Origin of the sequence: Aeromicrobium yanjiei (genome assembly GCF_009649075.1) — a bacterium.
GTDB classification, from domain to species: Bacteria; Actinomycetota; Actinomycetes; order Propionibacteriales; family Nocardioidaceae; genus Aeromicrobium; species Aeromicrobium yanjiei.
In genome coordinates this window covers 1,682,333-1,705,541 of record NZ_CP045737.1, presented here as the reverse complement: position 1 = coordinate 1,705,541, position 23,209 = coordinate 1,682,333, and the positions used below count along the sequence as shown (strand labels likewise).

Annotated in this window: 23 protein-coding genes; 6 read left to right on the top strand and 17 right to left on the bottom strand. The window is 69.5% G+C overall.

The features are described 5' to 3' along the window. Positions 1-15 precede the first annotated feature (15 nt). The 4 genes from GEV26_RS08460 to GEV26_RS08440 form a co-directional block, all read right to left on the bottom strand. Positions 16-753, bottom strand: a complete 738-nt coding sequence (locus GEV26_RS08460) for a hypothetical protein (RefSeq protein ID WP_153652656.1) — start codon at positions 751-753, stop codon at positions 16-18. Between the two features lie 58 nt (positions 754-811). Continuing rightward, positions 812-1,042, bottom strand: a complete 231-nt coding sequence (locus tag GEV26_RS08455; RefSeq protein WP_208431046.1) for a hypothetical protein — start codon at positions 1,040-1,042, stop codon at positions 812-814. 522 nt (positions 1,043-1,564) lie between these two features. After that, entirely contained in the window at positions 1,565-2,260 is a 696-nt protein-coding gene (locus tag GEV26_RS08445; RefSeq protein ID WP_153652655.1) for an urease accessory protein UreF, read from the bottom strand. A gap of 7 nt (positions 2,261-2,267) precedes the next feature. Beyond that, positions 2,268-2,780 (bottom strand): hypothetical protein, encoded by a 513-nt coding sequence (locus tag GEV26_RS08440; protein WP_153652654.1) that lies wholly within the window; start codon positions 2,778-2,780, stop codon positions 2,268-2,270. 261 nt (positions 2,781-3,041) lie between these two features. On the opposite strand from GEV26_RS08440, the gene GEV26_RS08435 reads away from it, so the two are divergent. The 4 genes from GEV26_RS08435 to gad all read left to right on the top strand — a co-directional run bounded on the left by GEV26_RS08435 (position 3,042) and on the right by gad (position 7,159). Beyond that, a complete protein-coding gene (locus tag GEV26_RS08435) occupies positions 3,042-3,581 on the top strand; it encodes a hypothetical protein (protein ID WP_208431045.1) in 540 nt (179 codons plus the stop codon). 203 nt (positions 3,582-3,784) lie between these two features. Further along, on the top strand, positions 3,785-5,254 hold the full coding sequence (gene gadC, locus GEV26_RS08430) for a glutamate/gamma-aminobutyrate antiporter GadC (RefSeq protein WP_153652653.1): 1,470 nt from the start codon (positions 3,785-3,787) through the stop codon (positions 5,252-5,254). 5 nt (positions 5,255-5,259) lie between these two features. Beyond that, positions 5,260-5,700, top strand: coding sequence for a hypothetical protein (locus tag GEV26_RS08425; RefSeq protein WP_153652652.1), 441 nt, complete (start codon positions 5,260-5,262; stop codon positions 5,698-5,700). A 70-nt stretch (positions 5,701-5,770) separates the two neighbouring features. Continuing rightward, a complete protein-coding gene (gene gad, locus GEV26_RS08420) occupies positions 5,771-7,159 on the top strand; it encodes a glutamate decarboxylase (RefSeq protein WP_153652651.1) in 1,389 nt (462 codons plus the stop codon). 30 nt (positions 7,160-7,189) lie between these two features. Here the strand turns inward: gad and GEV26_RS08415 are convergent, their stop codons facing one another. From GEV26_RS08415 to GEV26_RS08400, 4 genes are all read right to left on the bottom strand, one after another. Beyond that, the gene (locus tag GEV26_RS08415) at positions 7,190-9,421 is read right to left on the bottom strand and encodes a helix-turn-helix transcriptional regulator (RefSeq protein WP_153652650.1); all 2,232 of its coding nucleotides are present in this window, start codon (positions 9,419-9,421) and stop codon (positions 7,190-7,192) included. 103 nt (positions 9,422-9,524) lie between these two features. Then, the gene (locus GEV26_RS08410; RefSeq protein WP_153652649.1) at positions 9,525-10,778 is read right to left on the bottom strand and encodes a hypothetical protein; all 1,254 of its coding nucleotides are present in this window, start codon (positions 10,776-10,778) and stop codon (positions 9,525-9,527) included. After that, positions 10,775-12,274, bottom strand: coding sequence for a hypothetical protein (locus GEV26_RS08405; protein WP_153652648.1), 1,500 nt, complete (start codon positions 12,272-12,274; stop codon positions 10,775-10,777). Before GEV26_RS08405 ends, GEV26_RS08410 begins: the two co-directional genes overlap by 4 nt. 53 nt (positions 12,275-12,327) lie before the next feature. Further along, positions 12,328-12,933 carry a phosphoribosylanthranilate isomerase gene (locus tag GEV26_RS08400; protein ID WP_153652647.1) on the bottom strand — a complete coding sequence of 202 codons (606 nt, stop codon included), beginning with the start codon at positions 12,931-12,933 and terminating at the stop codon, positions 12,328-12,330. Between the two features lie 41 nt (positions 12,934-12,974). Here GEV26_RS08400 and GEV26_RS08395 point away from each other — a divergent pair, with 41 nt between their 5' ends. Further along, positions 12,975-13,997, top strand: a complete 1,023-nt coding sequence (locus tag GEV26_RS08395) for an App1 family protein (protein ID WP_153652646.1) — start codon at positions 12,975-12,977, stop codon at positions 13,995-13,997. Positions 13,998-14,047: 50 nt separating this feature from the next. Here GEV26_RS08395 and GEV26_RS08390 read toward each other — a convergent pair whose 3' ends face one another. The 8 genes from GEV26_RS08390 to GEV26_RS08355 form a co-directional block, all read right to left on the bottom strand. Further along, positions 14,048-15,118, bottom strand: coding sequence for an ABC transporter ATP-binding protein (locus GEV26_RS08390; protein WP_153652645.1), 1,071 nt, complete (start codon positions 15,116-15,118; stop codon positions 14,048-14,050). 3 nt (positions 15,119-15,121) lie between these two features. Then, positions 15,122-15,958 carry an ABC transporter permease gene (locus GEV26_RS08385; protein WP_153652644.1) on the bottom strand — a complete coding sequence of 279 codons (837 nt, stop codon included), beginning with the start codon at positions 15,956-15,958 and terminating at the stop codon, positions 15,122-15,124. Further along, the gene (locus GEV26_RS08380; protein WP_153652643.1) at positions 15,955-16,809 is read right to left on the bottom strand and encodes an ABC transporter permease; all 855 of its coding nucleotides are present in this window, start codon (positions 16,807-16,809) and stop codon (positions 15,955-15,957) included. Before GEV26_RS08380 ends, GEV26_RS08385 begins: the two co-directional genes overlap by 4 nt. 22 nt (positions 16,810-16,831) lie before the next feature. After that, a complete protein-coding gene (locus GEV26_RS08375; RefSeq protein WP_243839031.1) occupies positions 16,832-17,953 on the bottom strand; it encodes an ABC transporter substrate-binding protein in 1,122 nt (373 codons plus the stop codon). A 143-nt stretch (positions 17,954-18,096) separates the two neighbouring features. Beyond that, the gene (locus tag GEV26_RS08370) at positions 18,097-19,671 is read right to left on the bottom strand and encodes a phospholipase D-like domain-containing protein (RefSeq protein WP_153652642.1); all 1,575 of its coding nucleotides are present in this window, start codon (positions 19,669-19,671) and stop codon (positions 18,097-18,099) included. A gap of 77 nt (positions 19,672-19,748) precedes the next feature. Next, positions 19,749-20,321: a hypothetical protein gene (locus tag GEV26_RS08365; RefSeq protein WP_153652641.1), complete on the bottom strand. Its 573-nt coding sequence runs from the start codon at positions 20,319-20,321 to the stop codon at positions 19,749-19,751. Between the two features lie 53 nt (positions 20,322-20,374). After that, positions 20,375-21,091 carry an anti-sigma factor gene (locus tag GEV26_RS08360; RefSeq protein WP_153652640.1) on the bottom strand — a complete coding sequence of 239 codons (717 nt, stop codon included), beginning with the start codon at positions 21,089-21,091 and terminating at the stop codon, positions 20,375-20,377. After that, a complete protein-coding gene (locus GEV26_RS08355; protein ID WP_208430826.1) occupies positions 21,081-21,611 on the bottom strand; it encodes an RNA polymerase sigma factor in 531 nt (176 codons plus the stop codon). The genes GEV26_RS08360 and GEV26_RS08355 overlap by 11 nt, the downstream gene beginning before the upstream one ends. A gap of 289 nt (positions 21,612-21,900) precedes the next feature. Between GEV26_RS08355 and GEV26_RS08350 the strand changes: the two genes are divergently transcribed. Further along, positions 21,901-22,371, top strand: coding sequence for a potassium channel family protein (locus tag GEV26_RS08350; RefSeq protein ID WP_194840003.1), 471 nt, complete (start codon positions 21,901-21,903; stop codon positions 22,369-22,371). A 14-nt stretch (positions 22,372-22,385) separates the two neighbouring features. On the opposite strand, the gene aqpZ is transcribed toward GEV26_RS08350, so the two are convergent. Continuing rightward, on the bottom strand, positions 22,386-23,096 hold the full coding sequence (aqpZ, locus tag GEV26_RS08345) for an aquaporin Z (protein WP_153652637.1): 711 nt from the start codon (positions 23,094-23,096) through the stop codon (positions 22,386-22,388). Positions 23,097-23,209 lie beyond the last annotated feature (113 nt).

Below are 23,209 nucleotides of genomic sequence, written 5' to 3'. Positions count from 1 at the left end.
GGTGGGCTGCGGTCGTCAGCCTTCGAACTCCTCGAGGGTCGGGACCAGCCGCGAAGCACGGGGCACCGCCGTGAAGCCGACGCCGTCTGTGCCGATCGTGAGCGCGGGCTGCGGCAGCAGCTGGACGTCATATGGCGTCTGACGCACGTTGCAGCCGCCGACGTCCCGGTCCCGGGTGACCACCAGCTCGTCGGACGTGTCGGCACCGAGCGCCTCGGGCGTCACCTGGTCGCCGGTGGCCTCCGGCAGCTCCTTGGTGTACGAGAACTCGTGCCCGCGATGGGTGAGGAACGCTGACAACCGCGCGGCCATCTCGAACCATGCCTTGCTCCTCGCCGCGGCCGGCAGCACCACCGTCACGTGGTGGTCGAGCACGGCGACCGCGTCACGCACGGTGTGCGTCCGTTCATTCAGCTCCCCCTTGATCCGCGTGCGCGCCTCCAGCACGACCAGGGGACCGAGCTCGGTCGTCAGGTCGCACCGCCGCTGGTCGGGACTGCCGGTCGTCCGCACCTGCACCTTCACCTCGCCGTCCTTCACCGTGCTCGACTTCGCGACCTCGGTTCGCCCGCGGAGCGCGAGCGCGGGCATCTCCAGGCGGGATTCGATCGGCACCGGGATGGTGAAGGTCTGTGCGGTGGCGTTGTCGTCGCTGTCGAACCACGACGGGTTGGCGATTGCGAAGACCGCGACGAGGAGCACCGTCACGCCGAGCAGCGCCAGGGCTCCCTTCGGCACCCACGAGCGAGCCATCACGCGTCCCGTGCCGCGCCGCGCCGCGTGTCGTTCCAGTACGACTGGACCAGCTGGTTCATGATGCGCGGACCGTGTCCTGGAAGTTGATGAACGCACGGGTCTGCCCACCGGTGCCGTGCACGGTCAGCGGCGTCGCGATCGGGGTGAACGACTGGACCCCGAGCTCGTCGTCCATGCGACGGCGCACGAGATTGTCGACGATCGTCACGTCATGGCCTGCGCGTGAGAGGTGGACGGCGCTGGGCCAGCCGCAGAATCCGTCTCCGCCGAGCACTACTACCTTCATGGGCTATCCCCCGGTCGACTCGAACACTGAACGTATTTCTCGTCCCTCCGGACGACCACGGGACAGCGTCCCCATGCCGAGGGACCATGGGCCCACAGCGCCCCTCGGGGGCCGACGCGGTGGGCGCTTTGACCCCGGACGCCCTGTCCGGGCGCGGCTAGCGTCGGTGCATGGACATACGGCCCTTGTGGCTGGTCGCGCTCGGCGGCGCGCTCGGCGGGGCTCTCGGCGCGGCCCCACGGGGTGGTGGTTCCTCCACCGTACGAGGGCGTATCCGGCCCCAATCGGTGGCGTACGTACCGCGCGAGGGGGAAACGGTGGCGTACGCACCGCGCCCGGGGGGAGACTAGGTGCGCTTGGCTGACGGCACGTAGTCCGGCGTGCGCCCGGCTGCGATCAGGATCGGGACGAGCGCCTCCGTGAAAGCGGTCTTCCCCGAGCCGACGGGACCGCCGATGCGATCCTCAGTGCGTTGTCGTTCATGAGTCCTCTTCCGTGGTCGTGGTCGACATGCGGTGCAGCTCAGCTGGCGAACAGCCGCGCGTCGGCTCGTTCGTGACGGGCCGACATGATGTCGGCGACGGGAGCGCATCCGCCGAGGTCCTGCAGGTCACGCTCGACCGCGTCGAGGGCGACGCGCTCGATCACCGGGGCGATGTCATACAGCACGACCTGGGCGTGCCGCTGGTCCGTGAGCCGGAGCCGCAGGGCGGCGCCCACGAAGCTGACCGCGTACGCGAACAGGTCCGACGCGACCGCCGACCGGGTGGTGAGCCCGGTGGACGCGTAGACGACGGCCGTCGCGACCGGCTGGCATCCCGGTGTCGCCCGGGCGGTCACCCGGCCGGCGTACTCCGCGATGCCGTCGCCGCCGACGACCTCGCCGGCCATGTCGATGAGCTGATGACCACTGCGCACCGAGGCCCGGCGCATCTCGGCCGTGAGCTTGGACGCGAAGAGGCGTTGATCAGCCTCCTGCACCCCGTCCCAGTCAGTGGCCCTCGCGGCCCGGTGCGCGACGGCCAGAGCCGTCGCGTCCCCGGGACCGACCGCGTGGACGAGCAGGTCCTCCAGCAGGTCGCGCACGTCACCGCGGTCGACCAGCCCGGCCTGGCTGTAGCCCTCGAGTCCGTGCGACATCGTGTAGAAGCCGCTCGGGAAGGCCGAGTCCGAGAATTGCAGGCTCGCGAGCAGCTGCCGCAGGTCTGAGGCGTCCATGGCCGTCTCACGCGAGGAAGAACAGCTGCGTCACGGGCAGCGTCTCGGCCGGTTCGATCGTGGCAACGGTCCCGTCGTAGGTCGCGGCGTAGGTCTTGTCGATCTCGCGTGGAGTGAGGTTCATGGAGGTCTCCGGCTTCTGCTCCGTCGGACCGACCGGGGACTCCCCCGACGGGTTGCTACACGTGCACTCTTCTTGGCCGCTGGGCCGCAAGGTAGGGCCGTTGGACCCCGAGCGCCACGGCAGAACCGCTCGGGCGGCCGAGGCGTCCTCGGCGTCGTCATCCGGCCCGGAGGCGGCGTCCGCGAGGATGATCAATGCGGTCTGCGTGGCCCGCGCCAAGGAGCGGAGCGCCCGGCGCGTCAGGACGGCCTCGCCCAGGTCTCCGAGATCCATCAGGTCGGGGTCCGGCTCGACCGCGTCCGCCGCGCCGGGCGCGTACGCCGCGGCGAGCGCGTCGAAGCTCCGCACGGTCTGCTCCTCGACCTGCGCCCACTGCCGAAGACGCACAGCTGTCACGACCCCGTCTGTCCCCGCCCGAGGCCGGACCCCGTGGGCCGAGGATCACCTGCTGTGGGTGACGACCGCCGCCCGCGGGACGCATAGCGTCACCGAGGAGGTTCGAGCGGAAGGTGCCGAGATGGCTACGCGACGCAAGCCGGACGCTCGGCACGCGGGGGACGCCTACGGCGAGACACGGTGGCCCATGGCGGTGGCGGTGGTGGTTGCCATGGTGATAAGGCCCTGCTCCCGGACACCCTGAGGCTGTCTCGGCCATGGGTGCTGCCCACTGTGTGCGGGCTGCTGCTCGCAGCACTGCTCGCCGGCGACCCGGGGCAGATCTCGAGACGGACCACGCTGCTCCGTATCGCATCCGTCGCGCTGAGCGTCGTGCTGTCCTTGGGAGCGATCTGGTCGACGATCCAGCTCGTCGATGACATCTGCAGGGACGGTCACGAGACCGATTCGGCGGTGGAGCTGCTGCAGGCGGGCTCGTGCGTCTGGCTCGGCACCGTCATCGCGTGCGCGGTTCTCTACTTCGAGCTCGACTGCGGGGGCTCCGCAGCTCGCGCCGAGCGGATGCCGCGCTACCCAGACCTGGCGTTTCCGCAGCAGCTCAACCCCGGGGTGAGTCCCGAGGGGTGGCGCCCGCGCTTCGTCGACTACCTCTACCTCGGCCTGACCAACGCCACGGCGTTCAGCCCGACCGATGTCATGCCGCTCGTGCCGTGGGCCAAGGCCATCATGTCGATCCAGGCGCTGATCTCACTCATCATCACCGGCCTCGTCGTCGCCCGGGCGGTGAACGTCCTTCAGTGACGTCGCATCCTCTGACACGTACGACGGCCAGGAACAACGGCTCCCCGGGCGGGGCCGAAGGTCCCCCTGCTTCGTGATCCGTCGGTCCTTTTCACCGCGTGGGTCAACGCCAGGCCGGAGGGATCACACGTTCTGGGTGATGAGGGCCAACCCGCGACGCCCATAGCGTCGTCGGACAAGGACCCCCAGCGGAAGGTACCGAGATGGCCACGCACAAAGACGCACATCCACCTGCCTCCGGCAGATCTGTACCCGGCCGCACGTTCATCAGCTGGACCTCGATGGCGATCCTCATCGCCACTGCGGTGGCGAGCGTGCGCGGGCTTCCCGCGATGGCCGCGTATGGCTGGGCATCGATCTTCCTGTACGTCCTGCCTGCCATCTTGTTCATGGTGCCGGTCGCCCTCGTGGCAGCAGAGCTGGCCAGCGGTTGGAAGGGCGGCGTGTTCGTCTGGGTCAAGGAGGCCTTCGGCGACAGGCTCGGATTCTTTGCCATCTGGCAGCAGTGGATGCAGAACGTTGCGTGGTATCCGGCGCAGCTGGCGTTCTTCGCCTCCGCACTCGCCTACGTGTTCGACCCGAAGCTCGCCAACTCTGGCCTCTTCACGGGCCTGGTCATCCTCGTCGTGTACTGGTTCTCGACCCTGATCGCGACCCGCGGGGTCGACACCTTCGCGAAGGTCAGCACCTGGGGATTCCTGGCCGGGACGATCGTGCCCGCCGCGGCGCTCATCATCTTCGCGGTCATCTTCTGGCAGGACGGCGGCACCTCGCACCTGCAGTCGATCGATGACGCGAACTGGTTCCCCAAGTTCACGGGCCTCGCCAGCATCGTGCTCATCGTCAGCAACTTCCTCTCGTACGCCGGCATGGAGATGAACGCCGTGCACGTGACGGAGATGCGCAAGCCCAGCTCAGAGTTCCCGAAGGCGATCGTCCTGTCGGTCGTCCTCATCCTGTTCGTGTTCATCCTGCCCACGCTCGCCATCTCCGTGGCGGTGCCGGGATCCAGCGTCAACCTGACCCAGGGCGTGCTCCAGGCGTTCGACGTCTTCTTCGGTCATCTCGGGATCCCCTGGGCAACCACGGTGATGGCCCTGTTGATCGTCATCGGGATCCTCGCCTCCGTGGTCAACTGGATCCCCGGCCCGAGCCGTGGACTCCTCTTGGTCGGCAAGGAGGGCTATCTCCCGCCCCGACTGCAGGGCACCAACAGCCGGGGAATGCAGGTCCCGATCATGATGGTCCAGGGCCTGATCGTGACCGTGATGGCTGTGCTGTTCGCGATCCTGCCTTCCGTGCAGTCGGTCTTCTGGATCCTGACCGCGATGGCCGTGCAGCTGTACCTGCTGATGTACATGGTCATGTTCTTGGCCGCCATGAAGCTGCGGCGCACCCACCCCGACGTACCTCGCGGTTTCCGTACACCGGCGATGCCGGTGGTCGGGTGGGTCGGCTTCCTCGGCAGCCTCGCCGCCTTCTTCCTCGGCTTCGTCGAACCGTCCGGGAACGCGGACTCGACTCCCCAGGGCGTGTACATCCTGATCCTGGTGGCCGGCATCATCCTGCTCGGCATCTGGCCATTCGTCCTGTACAAGCTGCGCAGACCGGAGTGGAAGATCGACCCCTCCCCGGATCACACCCATTCCGACGACCCCGCACAGGAGGCGTGAGTCCGATGACCGTCACGCGATCTACTCCCACCCGTCTCACCTGGCTGCGCACGGCGATTCTCGCGGCGGCACTGGCTGCCGGGCTCTCAGCGTGCACGCCGTCGGGGACGGCGAGCGACCCCGGCAGCGCCCGGGCCCAGCGGCTCGCCGACGAGCTCAACGCCAACCTCGCCCGCCTCGAGCTCCCCCCTGTCGACCAGGAAACCGCCACTGCTCTCTACGGCACCGACGGCGGGGTGAGCTGCGAGAACGTGAACGAGCTCCAGCATGAGTTGTCCTTGTCCCAGTTCGGCAACAACTCCCTCAACCTTCGCCGAGTGAGGCTCGACCCCAGCATCGTCGCCTATGACGTGGCCGTGATTGCGACCTACTGCCCGGAGAAGGCCGGCTCGCTGCGAGACGTGCTCGGCGAGCTCAAGACGGACGACACCATCCCGACCTCCTAGCGAACGAGAACCACCTGCCACCTGCACCACCCCATCGCGCACCGATGCGCTGACTCGAGGAGCAAAACCTATGCTGCACAACAAGAACACGATCCGCGGGGCCATCGAGGACGACGTCTTCGCGTCGACCGACCTCTCGGTCCCGATGCCCAAGTACCGGTTCCCCACGGACGAGCACGTGGCGCGGCATGTGTACCAGGTCGTGCACGACGAGCTCATGCTTGACGGGAACTCGCGCCAGAACCTCGCGACGTTCTGCCAGACGTGGGTCGAGCCCGAGATCGACGAGCTGATGGCGTTGTCGGTCGACAAGAACATGATCGACAAAGACGAATATCCCCAGACCGCCGAGCTCGAGGCCCGCTGCGTGCACATGCTTGCCGACCTCTGGAACAGCCCGGAATCAGCAGACACGATGGGCACCTCCACCACGGGGTCGAGCGAGGCGGCGATGCTCGGCGGGATGGCCCTGTTGTGGAAGTGGCGCGAGCGCCGACGTGCCGAGGGCAAGTCCACCGACAGGCCCAACCTGGTCACCGGCCCGGTCCAGATCTGCTGGCACAAGTTCACCCGCTACTGGGACATCGAGCACCGCGAGATCCCCATGGAGGGAGATCGTCTGCTCATGAACCCCGAGGAAGTGCTCAAGCGCGTCGACGAGAACACGATCGGCGTCGTCCCGACGCTGGGTGTCACGTTCACCTGCCAGTACGAGCCCGTGGCAGACGTCGCAGCGGCGCTGGACAAGCTCCAGGAGGACACCGGACTCGACGTCCCGATGCACGTCGACGGGGCAAGTGGCGGATTCATCGCCCCGTTCGTCGAGCCGGACCTGATCTGGGACTTCCGGCTGCCGCGCGTCAAGTCGATCAATGCCTCGGGGCACAAGTTCGGCCTGGCACCACTGGGCGTGGGGTGGGTCGTGTGGCGAGATGCCGAGGAACTGCCGGACGACTTGGTCTTCCATGTCAACTACCTCGGCGGTGACATGGCCGTGTTCGCGCTGAACTTCTCACGCCCCGGGGGGCAGATCGTGGCGCAGTACTACAACTTCCTGCGCCTGGGCCGCGAGGGGTACCGCAAGGTGCACCAGGCGGGCTATGAGACAGCACGGTACCTCGCCGACGAGATCGCCCAGATGGGTCCGTTCGAGATGATCTACGACGGCCGCGGCGGCATCCCGGGACTCACCTGGAAGCTCAAGGAGGGCATCGACCACGGATTCAACCTGTTCGACCTGGCCGATCGGCTCCGCACTCGCGGCTGGCAGGTTCCCGCGTACACGTTGCCCCCCGATCGGGAGGACCTGGCCATCCAGCGCATCCTGGTGCGTCACGACTTCAGCCGGGACATGGCCTCGCTTCTGCTCGATGACTACCGCCGGTCGCTGGCGGTACTCGACAAGCACGGACCCAAGGAGTCCCTGACGGCCGAGGAGGGAACCAGTTTCCACCACTGATGGCAGGGGTGAGCCCGGCCGGGGCCGGGCTCACCCTCCCAGCAGACCCAGCAGCGTTGCCTGACTGACTGCCTCGCCGCGCGAGGTGACGCCGAGCTTGCGGTACACCGCTGAGACCTCGGAGGCGACGGTGTTACGAGACACGTGGAGGCGTTGAGCGATGTCGGCGATCCGCAGGTGAGTTTGGAGATAGGGAAGGACGCGCAGCTCCGCCGGGGTCAGAGCCACCCCACGGGGCGCGGTGCCGGGGGTTGCGGACGTCGTCATCTCACGGAACGCGGCGATCTCACCGACCAGCGTTCCCAGCCCCGGACGGCGTCGGAGAACATCGTCGATCTCCCGCAGAAGGACCCTGGCGCCCTCGTAGTCACCGCGGGTCCAGCACGCTCGGGCGAGCTGGAGCCGGCCCCTCGCGGCGAGGCACGGGAACACGAACGTGGACGCCGACCTGGCCCTCATGGCGCGCGCGATCTGGAGGTCGGCCTGGGTCAGGTCCGCCTGGTGCACGGCCAGTCGAGCCGCGACCGCGCGCGGCATCAGACTGATCGCACAGTCATCCAGGTGGTGCTGTTCGATCGTGCTCAGCGCGAGCTCAACGTGCTCGGATGCCTCGTCCCACCGACCGTCATCCATCGAGATGAGGGCCAGGCCCGACTCGCTGAGGGCGACCGGGACCGAGTCGCCCATCGCGAGCCCGACCCGGGTCGCGTCCTCGAACAGCATCTCGGCACGAGCTGGCTCGCCGGCGAGCAGGCGGGCCTCCGCGAGGACGCAGAGGGCAGATGGGCGCCACACGCTCCACTCCTCGTCGCCTGAGGCGAGCTCTGCGTCGGCCACCATCTGTTCGTGACCCTCGGAACACATCATGGCCCGCAGCACCGATCGGGAGGCTGCGAAGGACGCCCTCCGGTCGGTCGTCGCCAGGGAATGGAAGGCGTCGTCCGCCACCGCCGCCCACCGCAGGGCCTCGACGGTCCCGCCCTCCCACGCAGCGACCCACCCCGCCAGGACCGCCAGTGGCGGGTACGCCTCGATAGCGGGGTGGCCGAGCGTCTTCATCCACCGTTGGACTGTCGATGCGTGTCCACTCCCGTACTCGGACTGCACGAGCTCGGCGACCAGCTCGGTGCACCTGCGCTGCTCGTGAGTGCCCAGGAGGTGTTCCACGGCCGCCGCCGGTGCGTCGTGGGACTCGAACCAGTCCGCAGCCCGCAGGTGCAGCTCCTCGATCAGCTCCGGCTCGTGCCGATGAAGCTCACCGAGGAGGAACTCACGGAAGAGGGTGTGGCAGCGGTACCGCTCCCTTCGCCGGTCCAGCGGCACGAGGAACGCGCTCGACGCCTCAAGGTCTCGCAGGCGGTCCTGGGCCTCCGGCTCCCCCAGGACGGCACCGCACAGCGGGCCGTGCAACTCGTCGAGAACGGCGGTGCGGCGCAGGAATCGTTGCTCGGCCGGCTCGAGCCGCCGGAAGACCTCGCGCTCCAAGTAGTCGGAGACGTAGCGGTCCGTCCCGATCACGCTCGGCGCCCCGTCCTCCTCCTCACGCGCAACGAGAGCCGCCAGCTGAAGCCCTGCCGGCCAGCCCTCGGTCCGTTCGACGACCTCATGTGCCCGGCGGAGATCGATCGAGATGCCGGCCGTGGCGAAGATCCGCTCTGCCGCAGCCGCGTCGAGGGTGAGATCCCGGGCTGCGAGCTCGACCACGCCTCCTGCCACGCGCAGACCAGCAAGGTGCGGTTGTTCGTGCCGGCTGGCCGTCACCACTTGGCAGCCCATGGGAATTGCGGCCAGCACGACGCCCAGGACGTCGTGGCATTCGGGCGACCTGAGCTCGTGCAGGTCATCGATCAGGAGGACGAACGGTGCCGACGCCTGTTGGAAGGCCGCCGCGAGACGCAGGGTGCCCGACCTCAGCGCTGCGGCGCCCACGCCGCTGATGGCGGCGGCGAGACCACTGTGCGCCGGAACCGCTCGCTCGAATGCCGACGCGAGCAAGAAGAGCAGCGTGCTCGGATGGTCGTCGATCGCATCGAGCGAGATCCACCCGACCTTCCGACCCTCGACGTGGGCCCGCTCGATCAACAGCGTGGACTTCCCGTAGCCTGCCGGCGCGGTGACGCCGACAGTGGCTGCCTCGGCGTCCCACCTCGCGTCCGTCAGCGCCGCACGGGTCACGAGACCGGGACGACGTCCTGGAACTGAGAGCTTGACGTCAAGGATGACCGCATCCAGCCCCATGTCGCCGCCGAGCGCAACAGGCATCGTTGATCCCCCTGTGAGGTGAGCAGGACCTCGAACGTATGCGTGCCTGCGCTCGCCCCGAAGGGGACAGCGACCCGGTGCGCGGGGACCATGTCCCCTGGGTTCACTCGTCGGTGTCGACCCCGCCGGCATCCTCGTTGCACTCGATCTGCGGTGGCTCCTCGCCCGGGAAGGCAAGGACGTCGTGCTGCGGCAGGTCGAACCCGTCCAGGTCGAACGACAGTGCCGAGCGCAACCACCTCCTGCCATCCGTCCCGGTGAAGACGTAGCCCGAGGTGCCCCGGCCCACCCCCGTCTCGGACACCCCCACGGTGTACATGCACTCGTCGAACTGCTGGAAGTCCTCGATCGGGCTCTGCAGGTCCGCGACGTCCTCGCGGACGTCCTGCAGGTCCTCCTTGAGGTTGGCGATGCGTCGGTCGAGCCTCGATCCCTTCTTCTTGGCAGCGGCGGTCGACCCGGCCACCGCGACACGGTCGGCCGACTCCCCCGGGTCGCGGTCGCAGCCTGCGGCTCCCCTCGTGAACGGGAGCGCGGCGCCCTTGAAGGCGAGCAGCTGGTAGTCGGGGTCGTCCCAGCTCGAGTGGTCGATGCCGATCGCGGGGAGATGGCCCCGTTGCGTGGGGGTCTCGTAGCGGAATCCCATGTCTTGCGCCGCGTCACCGCGCTGGGTGGTGGGCAGCCACTCCAGGCACGACTCCCACTCGTCCCACCGGTCGAACGCCGTCTCGTCGCGGCGGACACGCTGCTCGAGCCGGTCGACCGCGCGACGCAGCGCGGCCACCCGCCGCGTGGCCTGCCGGGTGGTGAGCGTCCGGACCTTCGCGCTCGGCGGGCTGGTGACCCGGCGGGCCGCATCTGCGGTTCCACCCGTTCGGGTCGGGGCGCTGCGACAGGACCCGGTCCGCCTGAACGTCAGCAAGGTCCACATCGGTCGTCCCGCTCCGCGGTGGACGGTCAGGGCACGCCGGTTGCTCTCCCCCGTCCCGTCGCGCGCGTCGAGGGCGAAGCCCGATCCGCGGGCCGGTTCGCCGGCCTCATCGATGCCGACGCTGCTCACGCAGCGCAGCCAGGTTGCGAGGTTGCGGGCGGCGCGGTCCCTGGACGCGATCGCGGGGTTCGTGGCCCGCACTGCTGCCTCCAGCCTCAGGATCTGGCGGGTCCGACGTGCCTTCCTGCGCGACGTCGGCGTGCTTCGGGTCGTCGCCCGGCCCGCCTCTGCCAGCGACACCTGCTGGCTCGCACCGGCGTCGCCGCGCACGACGGCGGTGCCCGCCATGGGATCGGCATCGAGGTGGGGCGCTCCCCCGGCCAGGACGACGCCGAGCAGCAGGACCAACCCCGTCCGGCCCCTCATCGATCGGACCCGGGCTCAGCGGCGCCCACGTCGCAGGCCGTGCCCTGCGGCCGTACGCGCCCTGCTCCGTCCATCGAGGCTGCCGCACGCCAGTCGACGTGCTGGCTCAACAGGAAGTCGGGTGCCTCGGGGGCAGCGATGACCGGGTGGCAGTCCGCCTCCGGGATCACGTCGAGCACCGGGCTGCCCGGTCGCGGCACGAGCATCCGGCTGTCCGGGTCCAGCTCCAGGCCGTCGATCTGGAGGTCACCGACACCGACCACGTTCGTGGGATCGTCCAGCTTGCAGCTCTGGTCGGTGACGACGTTGTAGGTCGAGCCCGTCGTTTCGCCGCTCACGCAGTTCCGGGTCGTCGGCACCATGCCGCCGCGCGTGCCGGCTGGACCGATGATGCTCCCGAACATCACCAGGCCGTGCCCGGAGGCAAGGTTCGCAGCCGAGCTGGCCGAGTTGGACGACACGGTCGAGCTGACCACGGAGAGGCGTCCCGCTGCGAGCACGCCACCGCCCTGGCCCTCCGCGTAGTTGTCCGCCACCGTCGAGCCCACCAGGGTCATGTCGCCCCGGCTCCAGACCGCTCCTCCCACGTGGGCGCTCGCGAAGTTCCGCGCCAGGGTGGTGTTCACCAGCAGCACGTCGGCCTCGCCCGAGATCGCCCCGCCCCGGTCGTCGGCGCGGTTGCCGATGAGGGTGGAGCCGTAGATCGCCACGTCCCCGTCGAGGGTGAAGATCGCCCCGCCGGGTCCGTCGGCGTCGCTGCCGTCGACGGTGGAGTCGACGACCGTCACGTCGCCGTCCTCGTCGGTGTAGATCGCCCCGCCGTCACCGTCGGTGGTGTTGCCGTCGACGTGCGACCGCACCACGACGACGTCGCCGGTGGAGCCGATCGCGCCTCCCGAGCCGTCCACCAGGTTGTTGCTGAGGGTCGAGTCGTAGACCCTGACCCCTCCTCGCCTGGCGTAGACGGCCCCGCCGTCGTCGTTGGCGAGGTTGCCCGTCATCACCGAGTCGACGATCGTGGCACCGCGCATCGAGAAGATCCCACCGCCGGGCTCCTCGGCGAGGTTCTGCCGGATCACGCTGCTCTCGACCCTGATCTCGCCCCGGGTCGTGACGGCTGCTCCAGGACCGTCGGAGCCGCCTCGGCTGAGGGTGAGACCCCGCAGCAGGATGTAACCCGTGCTGTCCTGACGCAGCAGCCGCTGCTCGAAGCAGGTCTGCCGGATCGAGTGGTCGTTCCCCTCGACGAGCACCGGGTACGCGGTCTCGCGGATCGGGTCACCGGCCTCGCAGTCGCGCAGGACGATGTTCGCGCCGATCTCGAGCTTCGTGCGGCGGGGGTCGGCCCACGCCGCTCGCAGCTGCGTCTCCGTGGTGATGACGTCGGCACCTGCGACAACGTCGGCGACGCCTGCCGACGCTGCCGGTCCGGGGGCCGTCGCGATGACGGCGGTGACGACCAGTGCGGACAGCAACGGGCCGGCCAGCCTCCTCATGGTCGGCACGGTAGCCCGCCACCGTCAAAGATGCGTGAAACGCGCGGCGTGCGTCAGGCCTGCAGCGCGGCACGCACGAAGGCCGAGATCAGGTCGCCGTCCTTGAGCCCGGGCGCCGTCTCGACGCCGCTGGAGACGTCGACGCCCCACGGCTGCACGGCGCGCACCGCGTCGGCCACGTTGCCGGGCGTGAGCCCGCCGGCCAGCAGCCACGTGCCGGCCGGCGCATCGGCGGCCAGGGACGAGGAGTCCCAACGCTCGCCCGAACCGGGGCTCGGGGAGTCCAGCAGCAGGATCTCCTCGCCGTGCGCGCCGACCTGCAGGGACGGGGCCGTGGCCAGCGACGTCGCTCGCCAGACGCGGGGCAACACCGACAGCGCCGCGACGAAGTCGGCGCGACCATAGGCGGGGCCGTGCAGCTGGAGGATGTCGAAGCCGAGCCGGCGGGCGGTCTGCGCGGCGTCGGCGGCCGGCATGTCGTTGACGACGAGCACCGTGTCGACCCGCCCAGCCGCTGCGGAGACGACGGCGGCCGCCTCCGTATCGGTCGCTCGTCGCGAGCTGGTCTCGTTCATCACGACGCCGACCGCGCGCGCACCGGCCTCGACGGCGACGTCCACGTGTTCGGGCTCACGCAGGCCGCAGATCTTCACGTACATGCCCGCATCCTCTCGCACGACCGTGGCGCTACGGTGGCGGCATGGGTGCGAGCCGGTGGGTCACGAAGATCGAGCGGTTCCTGGAGTCGACGCCCCTCCTCTCACCTCGCTCGGCACCCACGACGTTTCGGATCGAGTCGTACGGCGGGCACGGCGGTCCCGCCGGCGTGGTCGTGCGGGGACGCGTCCTGGACAATCCGCCGCCGACCCGGGCGGCCGAGGGCGAGGGCGTCGGCGCCGCGGTGCGCCGCGGCGTCCAGAACTTCATGACCCGGGAGCTGCCGGGGGTCCCGCTCCGGGTCGAGGTCGGCGGGACGCAGATCCGGACCGTCTCGGACGAGGACGGCTACTTCCTCGTCACGGTCCCCGTCGCCACCCACCTTCCGTCGCCGTGGGCTGCCGGGACGGTCTCGCTCGACGGGGAGTACCGAGGCTTCCTCCCCGGACCGGGCACCAGCACCACGGTCGACGTCCGTGTCCCGGGTCCGTCCGCCCGCCTGGGGATCCTGTCCGACGTGGACGACACCGTCATCAAGACCGGGGTGCAGCGGGTCGGCCAGATGGTCCTGCACACGCTCGCGGGCTCGGAGCTCACCCGTGAGGCGTTCCCGGGGGCTGCGGCGCTCTACCGCGATCTCGCGGCCGGCGACACGAATCCGGTCTTCTACGTCTCGTCGAGCCCCTGGAACCTGCACGCGTTCCTGACCGCGTTCCTCGAGCACCACGAGTTCCCTCGCGGCCCCCTTCTGCTGCGTGACCTGCTCGGTACCCACGCCGGCAGGGAGGACAAGCACGGGCGCATCCGCGAGATCCTGGACCTGCACCCGGACCTGCAGTTCGTGCTGATCGGCGACTCCGGCGAGAAGGACCCCGCGATCTACGCCGACATCGTCCGCTCGTACCCCGGCAGGATTCTCGCGGTGTACATCCGCGAGGTCCGTCTCGACCCGGGTGACGGCACGGTGGAGCAGATCGCGCAGGGCTGGGCCCCGGATGTGCCGTTCGTGCTGGCCGCCGACAGCTCGGCGGTTCGCCGGCATGCGGAGAGCGTGGGCCTGCTATGAAAACAAGACCCCCACACCGGCGAGAGTGTGAAGGTCTTGCGAGTCCGATGCTACACCGCGCCTGCTGAGACGAGCAGGTCGGTCGCGTGCAGGCTCACCGTGACGCTGCTCCCGACGCGAAGACCTGGAGCGCTCGACGCCGGCACCTGCACGAGCAGCTCGGTCCCGTCCGGACGGCCGACCGTGATCCTCGAGTACGAGCCGAGGAAGCTCAGGTGCGCGACGACCCCGTCCCCCGCGTCGGCGGCCTCGGTGACCGACAGCTGCTCGGGGCGTACGAGCGCGACACCCGGCCCGTCGGTGATCGAGCCGGGCAGGGTCGTGATCGACCGGCCGAGCACCTCGGCACCGCCGTCCCGCACCTGGCAGGGCACCCGGTTCATGAGGCCCACGAAGGAGGCGACGAACGTGCTGGCGGGGCGGGAGTAGAGCGCCTCGGGCGCATCGAGCTGCTCGAGCCGCCCGTCGCTCATGACACCGACCCGATCGGCGATCGCCAGCGCCTCCTCCTGGTCGTGGGTGACGAACAGCGTCGTCGTGCCGACCTCCAGCTGCACCCGCCGGATCTCGTCGCGCAGCTGCGACCGCACCTTGGCGTCGAGCGCAGACAGCGGCTCGTCCAGCAGCAGGACCGACGGCTCGATCGCGAGGGCACGCGCCAGGGCGACCCGCTGCTGCTGACCGCCGGACATCTGGGCGGCGTACTTGTTCGTGTGGGCGGACAGCCCCACGAGCTCGAGGACCTCCGATGCGCGGGCGCGCCTTCCTCGGGCGTCGCGTCCGCGCAGCTTGAGCCCGAACTCGACGTTCTGCTGGGCCGTCATGTGCGGGAACAGGCTGTACGCCTGGAACACCATGCCCATGTCGCGCTTGCTGGCCGGCACGTCCGTCACGTCGTCGTCGCCGACCACGACCCGTCCGCTGTCGGGCTCGTCGAGGCCCGCCACGATGCGCAGCGCCGTCGTCTTGCCGCACCCCGAGGGGCCCAGCAACGCGACCAGCTCGCCCGGGGCGAGAGTGAGGGACAGGCCGTCGAGAGCGGTCACGCCCCCGAAGCTGCGCCTCAAGTCCTCCAGGCGGATCTCGAGACCTTCACGCGTGGCCGTCGTCGGGGCGGTCATGGCTCAGCCTTCTTTCGTGGATGGTTGAGGCGCCGGCGCGATGTCGATCGTTGCGCGGCGCGCGGTCCGACGTCGTCCGACGAAGGACAGCAGGATGAGGATCACGAATGCGAAGACCAACGAGGCGAGGGAGGCCGCGACGGAGGTCTGGCTGTCGCTCTTGCCCAAGAGGTTGATCACGACCTGCAGGTTCGTGTAGTTGAGCAGCGAGGCCAGGGTGAACTCGCCGAGCACGAGGGCCACCGAGATGAAAGCCGCCGAGAGCAGCGCGGCGCCGATGTTGGGCACGATGATCCTGGCGATCACGGTGAACCAGCCGGCTCCGAGGCTGCGGGCAGCCTCGGACAGGGTGACCACGTCGATCGAGGCCAGTCCAGCGTCGATCGCCCGGTAGGCATAGGGCAGCACGAGCACGACGTACGCGAAGGTCAGCGTCAGGCTCGTGTCGCCGAAGAAGTAGGCGACCCACGCATAGACGCCCTTGAGCCCGACCACCAGCACGATCGCGGGGATCGTCAGGGGCAGCAGGCACAAGAACTCCACGACCCGTGACATCGACCTGACCCGCAGGCGCACCCAGATCATGGTCGGCACGAGAAGCACGAGCATCAGCACGACGGTCAGGAACGCGAGCTCGAGCGAGGTGATGATCGCACTGCGCAGATCCGGATCCTGGCCCAGCTGCTTCCAATAGTCGAGCGTCCGCCCGCCGCCGGGCACCCGGATGCTGTAGGCGGCCATCGAGGCGAGCGGCACGAGGAAGAACAGCCCCAGCACCGTGAACACCGTGATGCGGAAGGCCTGGAGCCGGCGGCGGGCACGGGTGCGGTTGACGCTCATGTCAGCCACCTCGAGGTCCGCCGCAGCAGCAGGGCGTACAGCGTCATGACGATCACGACGACGACGATCATGTCGAGCGCCAGGGCGAACGCCAGATGGCTCTGACCGAGGACGATCTCACTGGTGAGGGCGTTGCGGATCAGCAGGGGCAGGATCGGGCTCCCCTGGCTCACGAGCGCCGCGGCGGTCGCGTACGCCGCGAAGGCGTTCGCGAACAGGAGCAGCATCGAGCCGAGGAACGCCGGCAGGAGCAGCGGACCGGCGATGTACCGCCAGAACTGCCAGGTGGAGGCGCCGAGGCTCTCCGCGGCCTCGCGCCACTGCACCCGCATGCCGTCCAACGACGGCAGGAAGACGATCACCATCAGCGGGATCTGGAAGTACGTGTAGACCAGCGTCAGGCCCTTGAGGCCGAACAGCCACCCGCTGCCGAACAGGTCGATGCCGAACAGGTCGCGACCGGCCTCGGTCACCACACCGGAGAATCCGAGCGTGGCGATGAAGGCGAACGCGAGCGTGACGCCGCCGAACTGCGCGAGGACGCCGCACGCACTGGTCACCGACCGCCTCAGCAGGCCGTCCGGGTTGCCGGTCACCACCGCGTACGCGAGCAACGCACCCAGCACGGCACCGATCACCGCGCTCTCGGCCGACAGCACGACGCTGTGCCACAGGGTACGCAGCACGACGTCGTCGCCGAGGGCCTTGATGTTGGACAGGCTCGCACGGTCGTTCTCCACGAACGCCCCGACGACGACCGCGACGGTCGGGATCAGGAGGAAGATCGTGAGGTAGCCGAAGAACGGCACCAGGCCCAGCAAGGGGACCAGGCGCCGGACCCTCCGGCTCACCGCCACGGAGTCGACGGACTCATCAGCCGGCGACCTTCGACCAGTTCTTGGACAGGTAGGCCGCGGCCGTCTTGGTCTGCTCCTCGGTCGGCAGGACCGGATCGCCCTGCACCGCAGGCAGCTTGTCGTAGAGCGCCTCGTCCAGCGTGCCGTCGGCCTTCATCGCATCGGCACGCACCGGACGGGCACCGCCACCGAGATAGAGGTTCTGGCCCTCGTCGGAGTACAGGAACTCCTGCCACAGCCGGGCCGCCGCAGGATGCGGAGCGTCCTTGTTGATCGCTTGGTAGTAGTAGCCGCCCACTGCCGCGCCCTCGGGAACGACGACCTTCCACGACGGGAGCTTGGCCGTCTCGGCAGCGTTCGTGTAATCCCAGTCGATCACGACGGGGGTCTGCCCGGACTCGATCGTCGCGGGGGTCGGGTCGACGGGCAGGAAGTTGCCCGCCTTCTTGAGCTTCTCGAAGAAGTCGACTCCGGGGGCGACGTCGTCGGCCGAGCCACCGTTGGCGACCGCAGCCATGACGACACCGCTGAACGCGGCACCAGCCTGGGTCGGGTCGCCGTTGAGCGCGACCTTGCCCTTGTACTTCGCGCCGAGCAGATCGTCCAGACTCGTGACCTCGGGAACCTTGTCGGTGTCGAACCCGATCGACATGAAGCCTCCGTAGTCGTTGACCCAGGTGCCGTCGGGATCCTTGAAGTCCTCGGGGATCGAGTCGAACGTCGCGACCTTGTAGGGCGCGAACATCGCGGTGTTCGCCAGGGCGACGGACTGGCCGAGGTCGAACACGTCCGGGGCCCGCTTGGTGCCCTTGAGCGTGTTGGCTGCGTTGATCTCGTCCTGGCTCGCCGCGTCGGGCTGCGCGGAATTGATCTTGATGTCGTACTTGGACTCGAACGCGTCGATGATCTTGCCGTAGTTGGCCCACGTCGGAGGCAGCGCGATGACGTTGAGCTGACCCTCCTTCTGGGCGGCCTTGACGAGCGCGTCCATGCCGCCGACGTCCTTGGCCGACGTGGCGCTCGCGGCCTTCGAGGTGCTGTCGGAGTCCTTGTCCGGCGGACCGCCGCACGCTGCCGCACCGAGGCTCATCGCGGCGATCGAGATGATGAGGGTGGCGGACTTGATGGATCGCTTCACTGCAGTCTCCCGTTCTCGCCCCCGGTCGGGGACGGGCACATGGTGGCGCTCCAAGACATCCGGAACGGACACGATGTCTGTCCGTGAAGTGAACCACACGTGGCCGGTCGGAGATGGTCGCCGCGCGCGTCGGCCAATGAGTCTCAGAACCTGTCGGTGCCCCGGATCGGACGCGGGCGGCCGTCGGGATCGTGCAGGACGCGGTACGGGACGGCCGCGAGGGCTCGCTTGACCACGCCCAGGTGCGGCGGAGCGAGGCGGCGGAGTCGACCGTCCGGCCGGTCCCCCGCCCGTCCGCCCGCGTGCCAGTCGTCGAGGTCGGCTGCGGCCCGGGCGTACGCCGCGAACATGGCGGCCGGATCTGCGCAGTCCTGCACGTCCTCGCGGTCGAGGTGCTCCGCAGCGAGCGTGAGGCGCAGGTCGCGCGGGAACGATCCGTCCTCCGCGAGATCGATCACGGCGGCCGACAGCTCGGAGTCGTGGGTCCACGAGCGGCGGTTGAAGTTGTCCGAGCCGATCGTCGCCCAGGTGTCGTCGACGATGCACGTCTTGGCGTGGACGTACACGGGCGTGCCTGCGTGGTTCTCGATTCCGTACACCGCGACCCGGTCCGGCGCGGCCTCCATCATCTCGAGCATCGCCCGCCGTCGGCCGAGGAGCTGGGCCGTCCGGGAGAAGCCCTCCTTGTCCGGATGGATCGGGACCACCACGATGACGTGCAGGTCCTGGTGCTCGCGCAACGCCTTGGTGAACACGTCGCCGATGCGGGTGCCCCACAGGTACTGGTCCTCGACGTAGACCAGCCGTCGCGCCTTGGAGATGACCTTGCTGTACCCGCGGGCCACGCTCCGCTCCCCGCCGTGCGCGAAGTCGTAGTCGCGATCCAGGCGCAGGTCCGGGTAGGTCCGCAGCAGCTGGACCGCGTGGGTGCCGCCCTCCACCTCGGGCGGGGCGGGCTGCTGGTCGGGCAGGGGGTCCGGACTGCGGTCCAGCCGCCGCACCACGTCGGCGAGCAGGTTGATCGGGCTGCGGCTCAGTGGGGTCGGGTCCAGCCACCGTTCACGGAACACCGTCTCGACGTCGCGGACGGCCGGTCCGGAGATCGCGGCCTGGATGTCGTGCCACGGCGGGGTGGGACCGTACTCCTCGGCCATCTCCAGCGCCTGCGGGTCTCCCCCGTGCTCGGCGTTGTCGCGCCGTGAGTGGCACAGGTCGATGCCGCCGACGTACGCGATGTCGCGCGTCGGGTCGTCGCGGTGCCGGATGACGACCATCTTCTGGTGGTGGGAGCCGCCCAGCCTGACCCTCATGTCGAGCAGTGCCTCGGCTCCCCTGTCCTGGAGGGCCTTGCCGAGGCGCCGGTTCTCACCCGAGGAGAAGCCCAACGCCTCGGAGTGCGAGCGCCACACCAGACCGCGCACGTCGACCCCCCGCTCGTCGGCCCGGCCGAGGACCTCGACGACCTCGCTGCCCGGCTCACCTGTCAAACGCTCGTCGGCGTCGCCTTGCCAGTCGGTGAAGTAGATGAGATCGCCCTCGCGCGTGGCCTCGATGCGCTCGAACAGCTCGGCGAAGTAGGTCTCACCGTGCACGAGGGGTCGGACCTGGTTGCCGGTCGACCACGCCTCGTCGCCGGGATGGGCCGCGTCGATCCGGGTGCGCGGGTTGCCGCGCTCGGCGACGGTGAGGAACCAGGACAGCTTGTCGGAGGACGGCACCCCACCACTTTTGCACGGATGCCGGACCGGCGAGAGCCGCGACCGTCGAGGACGGCCGCGGCTCCCCGGTTCGTGCCCTAGAACCTCGCGAACGGTCGCGGCGTCGCGTACCCGAAGGTGGCGTTCTCGGCGAAGGCGTCGACACCGAACGTGGTGTTGAGCGCTCCGGCCGCGGTGTCCGTCAGCGTCAGACGCACCAGGCCGAGATCGCCCCGGTCCGAGCCCTTGATCTTGAACAGGTCGACCCGTCCGACGTCGCCGACAGTGCCGTTGACGACACCGCTGACCCGACCCCGGGCGAGGTCGATGTTGAAGTCGGAGAGGGAGATCGTCGCCGTGCCGGCGGTCAGGCTGATGCCGCCGGTGTGCCTGATCTGCAGGCCGCGCAGCCGGTAGCTGATGATGGGGAACTTGGCCGCGAGCGTGCCCTTGAAGGCGGACGCCTTGGCGCCGTTGAGGGGGGCCGGGGTGATCCCCGCGGACGTGACCAGGTCGTAGACCGGCGGCGCGACGACCACCTGGGTGTAGCCCAGACGTGCGTGGGACTGCGAGTGGCGCGTGCTGTGCGCGGACGCCGACGTGCTGGTCGTGGCGACCAGGCCAGTGACGGTCATCAGTGCCACCGCCACCGCTGCAAGAGCTCGTTTCATGACTGTTCCTCCCAGTTCGGCCGGTGGGTCCGACCGTTGCCCCGTACTTCGTCCTAGGGACCCTGATCGGATGCACGATCGTCGAACTGGTATCCGCCGCGCAGGACCGAGGTCACCGAGTGCCCGGGATCGCCGTCGTCGGCCTCGAGACTGACGTCGACCGCGCTGTACGCCGCCAAGGTCGTGTCGGACACGTCGAACGAGCCACCGTCCGGCCCCAGCTGACCCAGGGGCAGCATCTTCTGGGTGCGCGGATCGAGCAACCAGGCGTAGTAGAAGTGTCCGGTGGCAGCCGGTGGGAGGTCGGTGGCGCTGATCCTCATCGACGTGCGCCCGGCCCGCCCCTGGTACACCTCGGCCTCGCCACTCACCGCCGCGTCGCCGTCCGCGACAGGGAGCAGCCAGGCGCTCGCCAGCGTCCGCGGAGCGCTCGTCGGTGGGACCGACGGATCGTCGCCGAGCACCGACACCGCGACCCCGCCGGCCATCGCAGACAGGACGGCGGCGGCCGCGACGAGGACTGTGACCCTGCGCGGTCGAGCGCGCGGCCGCACCATCGGCGGCAACGCAGGCTGTTCCTGGGCCTCGGCAGGGTCCGGAGCCAACGTCCGCGAGCTGCGGGTCAGGAGGGCGTGCCCGACGGCGGTCTCGGCGAGCTCGCGGCGGCACGGATCGCACCGCCTGAGGTGTGATCCTGCGGCGGTGGCGTCGCGGTTGGGGAGCTCTCCGGTGATGAGCCCGAACAGGTCCGGGTGGTCGTCAACGTTCATGATGGCCTTCGTCGATGTCGGTCTCGTCCGTGATGAGGCCGGCGAGACGATGGGTGCCGCGCGAGGCGCGAGCCTTCACCGTCCCGAGCGGGACGTCGAGATGGGTCGCGATCTCGCGCTGCGTCAGGTCCTCGTAGTAGGCCAGCTGGAGGACCGTCCGTTCATGATCAGGAAGACGAGCGAGAGCCGCCCGCACCTCCGCCGCATCCGCGTACCTCGCGGCCGTCTCGCGCCCATCCTCGCCGATCAGCCCGCGCACCGTGTCGACATCGACGACCGTGGCGCGGCGGCGGCGGACCGTGTCCACCGCACGGTGGTGGGCGATCGTGAACAACCAGCTGCTGAAGCGCTGCTCGGGCTCGTACCTCCCCGCGCTTCGCCACACGTCCAGGAAGGTCCGCTGCAACACGTCCTCGGCTTCGTCCGGGCCCACGTACCGGCGCAGGTACGTCAGCAGCGCCGGGCCGTACGCTGCGTAGATGTCCTCGAGGGCGCACTCGTCCTGGCGGGCGAGCCGCACACCGAGTGCCTGACCGGGGTCCACACTCGTGTTTCGGCGCCCGAGGCCGTTCGGATTGGCCGGCTGGCCCGGAATCCTCACACGCGGGGCCCACGAGGTGAGGTCGGTGCCGCCGGCACATGGTTTGAACCGGCGGCACCTCGGGGCGTCGTCATTTCCTAGGTGCAACTCGACCCGTGCCTGTGCACTACCCCGCTGAGGCGCCCCGAACCGGTCGAGCTCAGACACCCGGTCACACGCGGCCGATATGCTGAGCTGGCCCGCGGGCGGATCGACGAGGAGGTACACGATGGCCTGGGTCCGGCCCGGATGGACCGCCGTCGCCCTGCTGCTCGTCTACTTCGCGGTGCCGGTGACCTGGGACAGCTCTCCCACCCGGATCGGCATCAGCCTGGCCCTCACCGTCGCCGGGCTGGTCCTGCTGGCCGGCATGATGGTGCTCGAGGTGCGGGCGGTGAGGGACGGCATGACGAGGCGCAGTGACCGCGCGGTGGTCCTGATGCTCATGCTCGTCGTCGTGACGTCCGCGATGACCTTCTACCTGATGGAGCTGTCCGATCCCGATCAGATGTCCGGGCTCCGGACGCGCACCGACGCGCTCTACTTCACGTTGAGCACCATGGCCACCGTGGGCTACGGCGACGTCCACGCGACAGGGCAGGCGGCTCGGGCCGTGGTCTGCGCGCTCATCGTCTTCACCGCTGTCGTCGTGGTCTCACTCGTGCGGACCCACACGAGGCTCGGTCGGGCGCGGGACTGAGTACGTCGTCCTCGTCACGTGTCGTCGAGGAGTCGTGCGTGGACGATGCCGGCGATCGCGGCACCGACGATCGGCGCGAGGATGAACGCCCAGACCTGCGCCATCGCGTCGCTGCCGGCGAACCAGGCCACGCCGAGCGAGCGCGCCGGGTTCACGGAGGTGTTGCTGACCGGGATGCTGATCAGGTGGATGAGGGTGAGCGCCAGACCGATCGCCAGACCTGAGAAGCCCACGGCCGCCCGCCGCGACGACGCGCCCAGGATCACGAACAGGAAGAACGCGGTGAGCACGACCTCGGTCACCAGGACCGCCGCGAGCGAGTACCCGCCCGGGGAACGGTCACCGTACCCGTTGCTCGCGAAGCCGCTCGCCACGGCGTCGAAGCCGGGCTGGCCATTGGCGATCGCCAGCAGGAGTGCGCCGGCGATCGTCGCGCCGACGATCTGGGCCACGGCGTACGCAGGGACGTCGCGCCAGGCGAACCGGCCGGCCGTCGCCAGGCCGACGCTCACGGCCGGGTTGAAGTGTCCCCCTGAGATCGGCCCGAACGCGTAGGCGCCGGTGAGGACCGTGAGGCCGAAGGCGAAGGCGACACCGAGGGCGCCGACCGCCTGTCCGGCGAGGACGGCTGTCCCACACCCGCCGAGCACCAGCCAGAAGGTGCCGAGCGCCTCGGCACTCAGACGTTGCGCCGTGCTCGGGTCGTCCGTGCGTGCGTCATCCATCGTCTCTCCTCCCGGGTCCGTCCTGTCGATCGTCCGCTCAACCGAGCCGGGACGCCTCACCCACATTGGGTGAGACGACTCTCCGCGTGTGCTCGACGACGATCTGGGAGACA

Coding starts and splice junctions, on each gene's coding strand:
- GEV26_RS08385 (WP_153652644.1), bottom strand. CDS start 15,958: ATGAGCGTCAACCGCACCCGTGCCCGCCGCCGGCTCCAGGCCTTCCGC.
- GEV26_RS08360 (WP_153652640.1), bottom strand. CDS start 21,091: ATGAACGTTGACGACCACCCGGACCTGTTCGGGCTCATCACCGGAGAG.
- GEV26_RS08455 (WP_208431046.1), bottom strand. CDS start 1,042: ATGAAGGTAGTAGTGCTCGGCGGAGACGGATTCTGCGGCTGGCCCAGC.
- gadC (WP_153652653.1), top strand. CDS start 3,785: ATGGCCACGCACAAAGACGCACATCCACCTGCCTCCGGCAGATCTGTA.
- GEV26_RS08405 (WP_153652648.1), bottom strand. CDS start 12,274: ATGAGGAGGCTGGCCGGCCCGTTGCTGTCCGCACTGGTCGTCACCGCC.
- GEV26_RS08365 (WP_153652641.1), bottom strand. CDS start 20,321: ATGAAACGAGCTCTTGCAGCGGTGGCGGTGGCACTGATGACCGTCACT.
- GEV26_RS08400 (WP_153652647.1), bottom strand. CDS start 12,933: ATGTACGTGAAGATCTGCGGCCTGCGTGAGCCCGAACACGTGGACGTC.
- GEV26_RS08460 (WP_153652656.1), bottom strand. CDS start 753: ATGGCTCGCTCGTGGGTGCCGAAGGGAGCCCTGGCGCTGCTCGGCGTG.
- GEV26_RS08395 (WP_153652646.1), top strand. CDS start 12,975: ATGGGTGCGAGCCGGTGGGTCACGAAGATCGAGCGGTTCCTGGAGTCG.
- gad (WP_153652651.1), top strand. CDS start 5,771: ATGCTGCACAACAAGAACACGATCCGCGGGGCCATCGAGGACGACGTC.
- GEV26_RS08445 (WP_153652655.1), bottom strand. CDS start 2,260: ATGGACGCCTCAGACCTGCGGCAGCTGCTCGCGAGCCTGCAATTCTCG.
- GEV26_RS08425 (WP_153652652.1), top strand. CDS start 5,260: ATGACCGTCACGCGATCTACTCCCACCCGTCTCACCTGGCTGCGCACG.
- GEV26_RS08390 (WP_153652645.1), bottom strand. CDS start 15,118: ATGACCGCCCCGACGACGGCCACGCGTGAAGGTCTCGAGATCCGCCTG.
- GEV26_RS08410 (WP_153652649.1), bottom strand. CDS start 10,778: ATGAGGGGCCGGACGGGGTTGGTCCTGCTGCTCGGCGTCGTCCTGGCC.
- GEV26_RS08415 (WP_153652650.1), bottom strand. CDS start 9,421: ATGCCTGTTGCGCTCGGCGGCGACATGGGGCTGGATGCGGTCATCCTT.
- GEV26_RS08350 (WP_194840003.1), top strand. CDS start 21,901: ATGGCCTGGGTCCGGCCCGGATGGACCGCCGTCGCCCTGCTGCTCGTC.
- aqpZ (WP_153652637.1), bottom strand. CDS start 23,096: ATGGATGACGCACGCACGGACGACCCGAGCACGGCGCAACGTCTGAGT.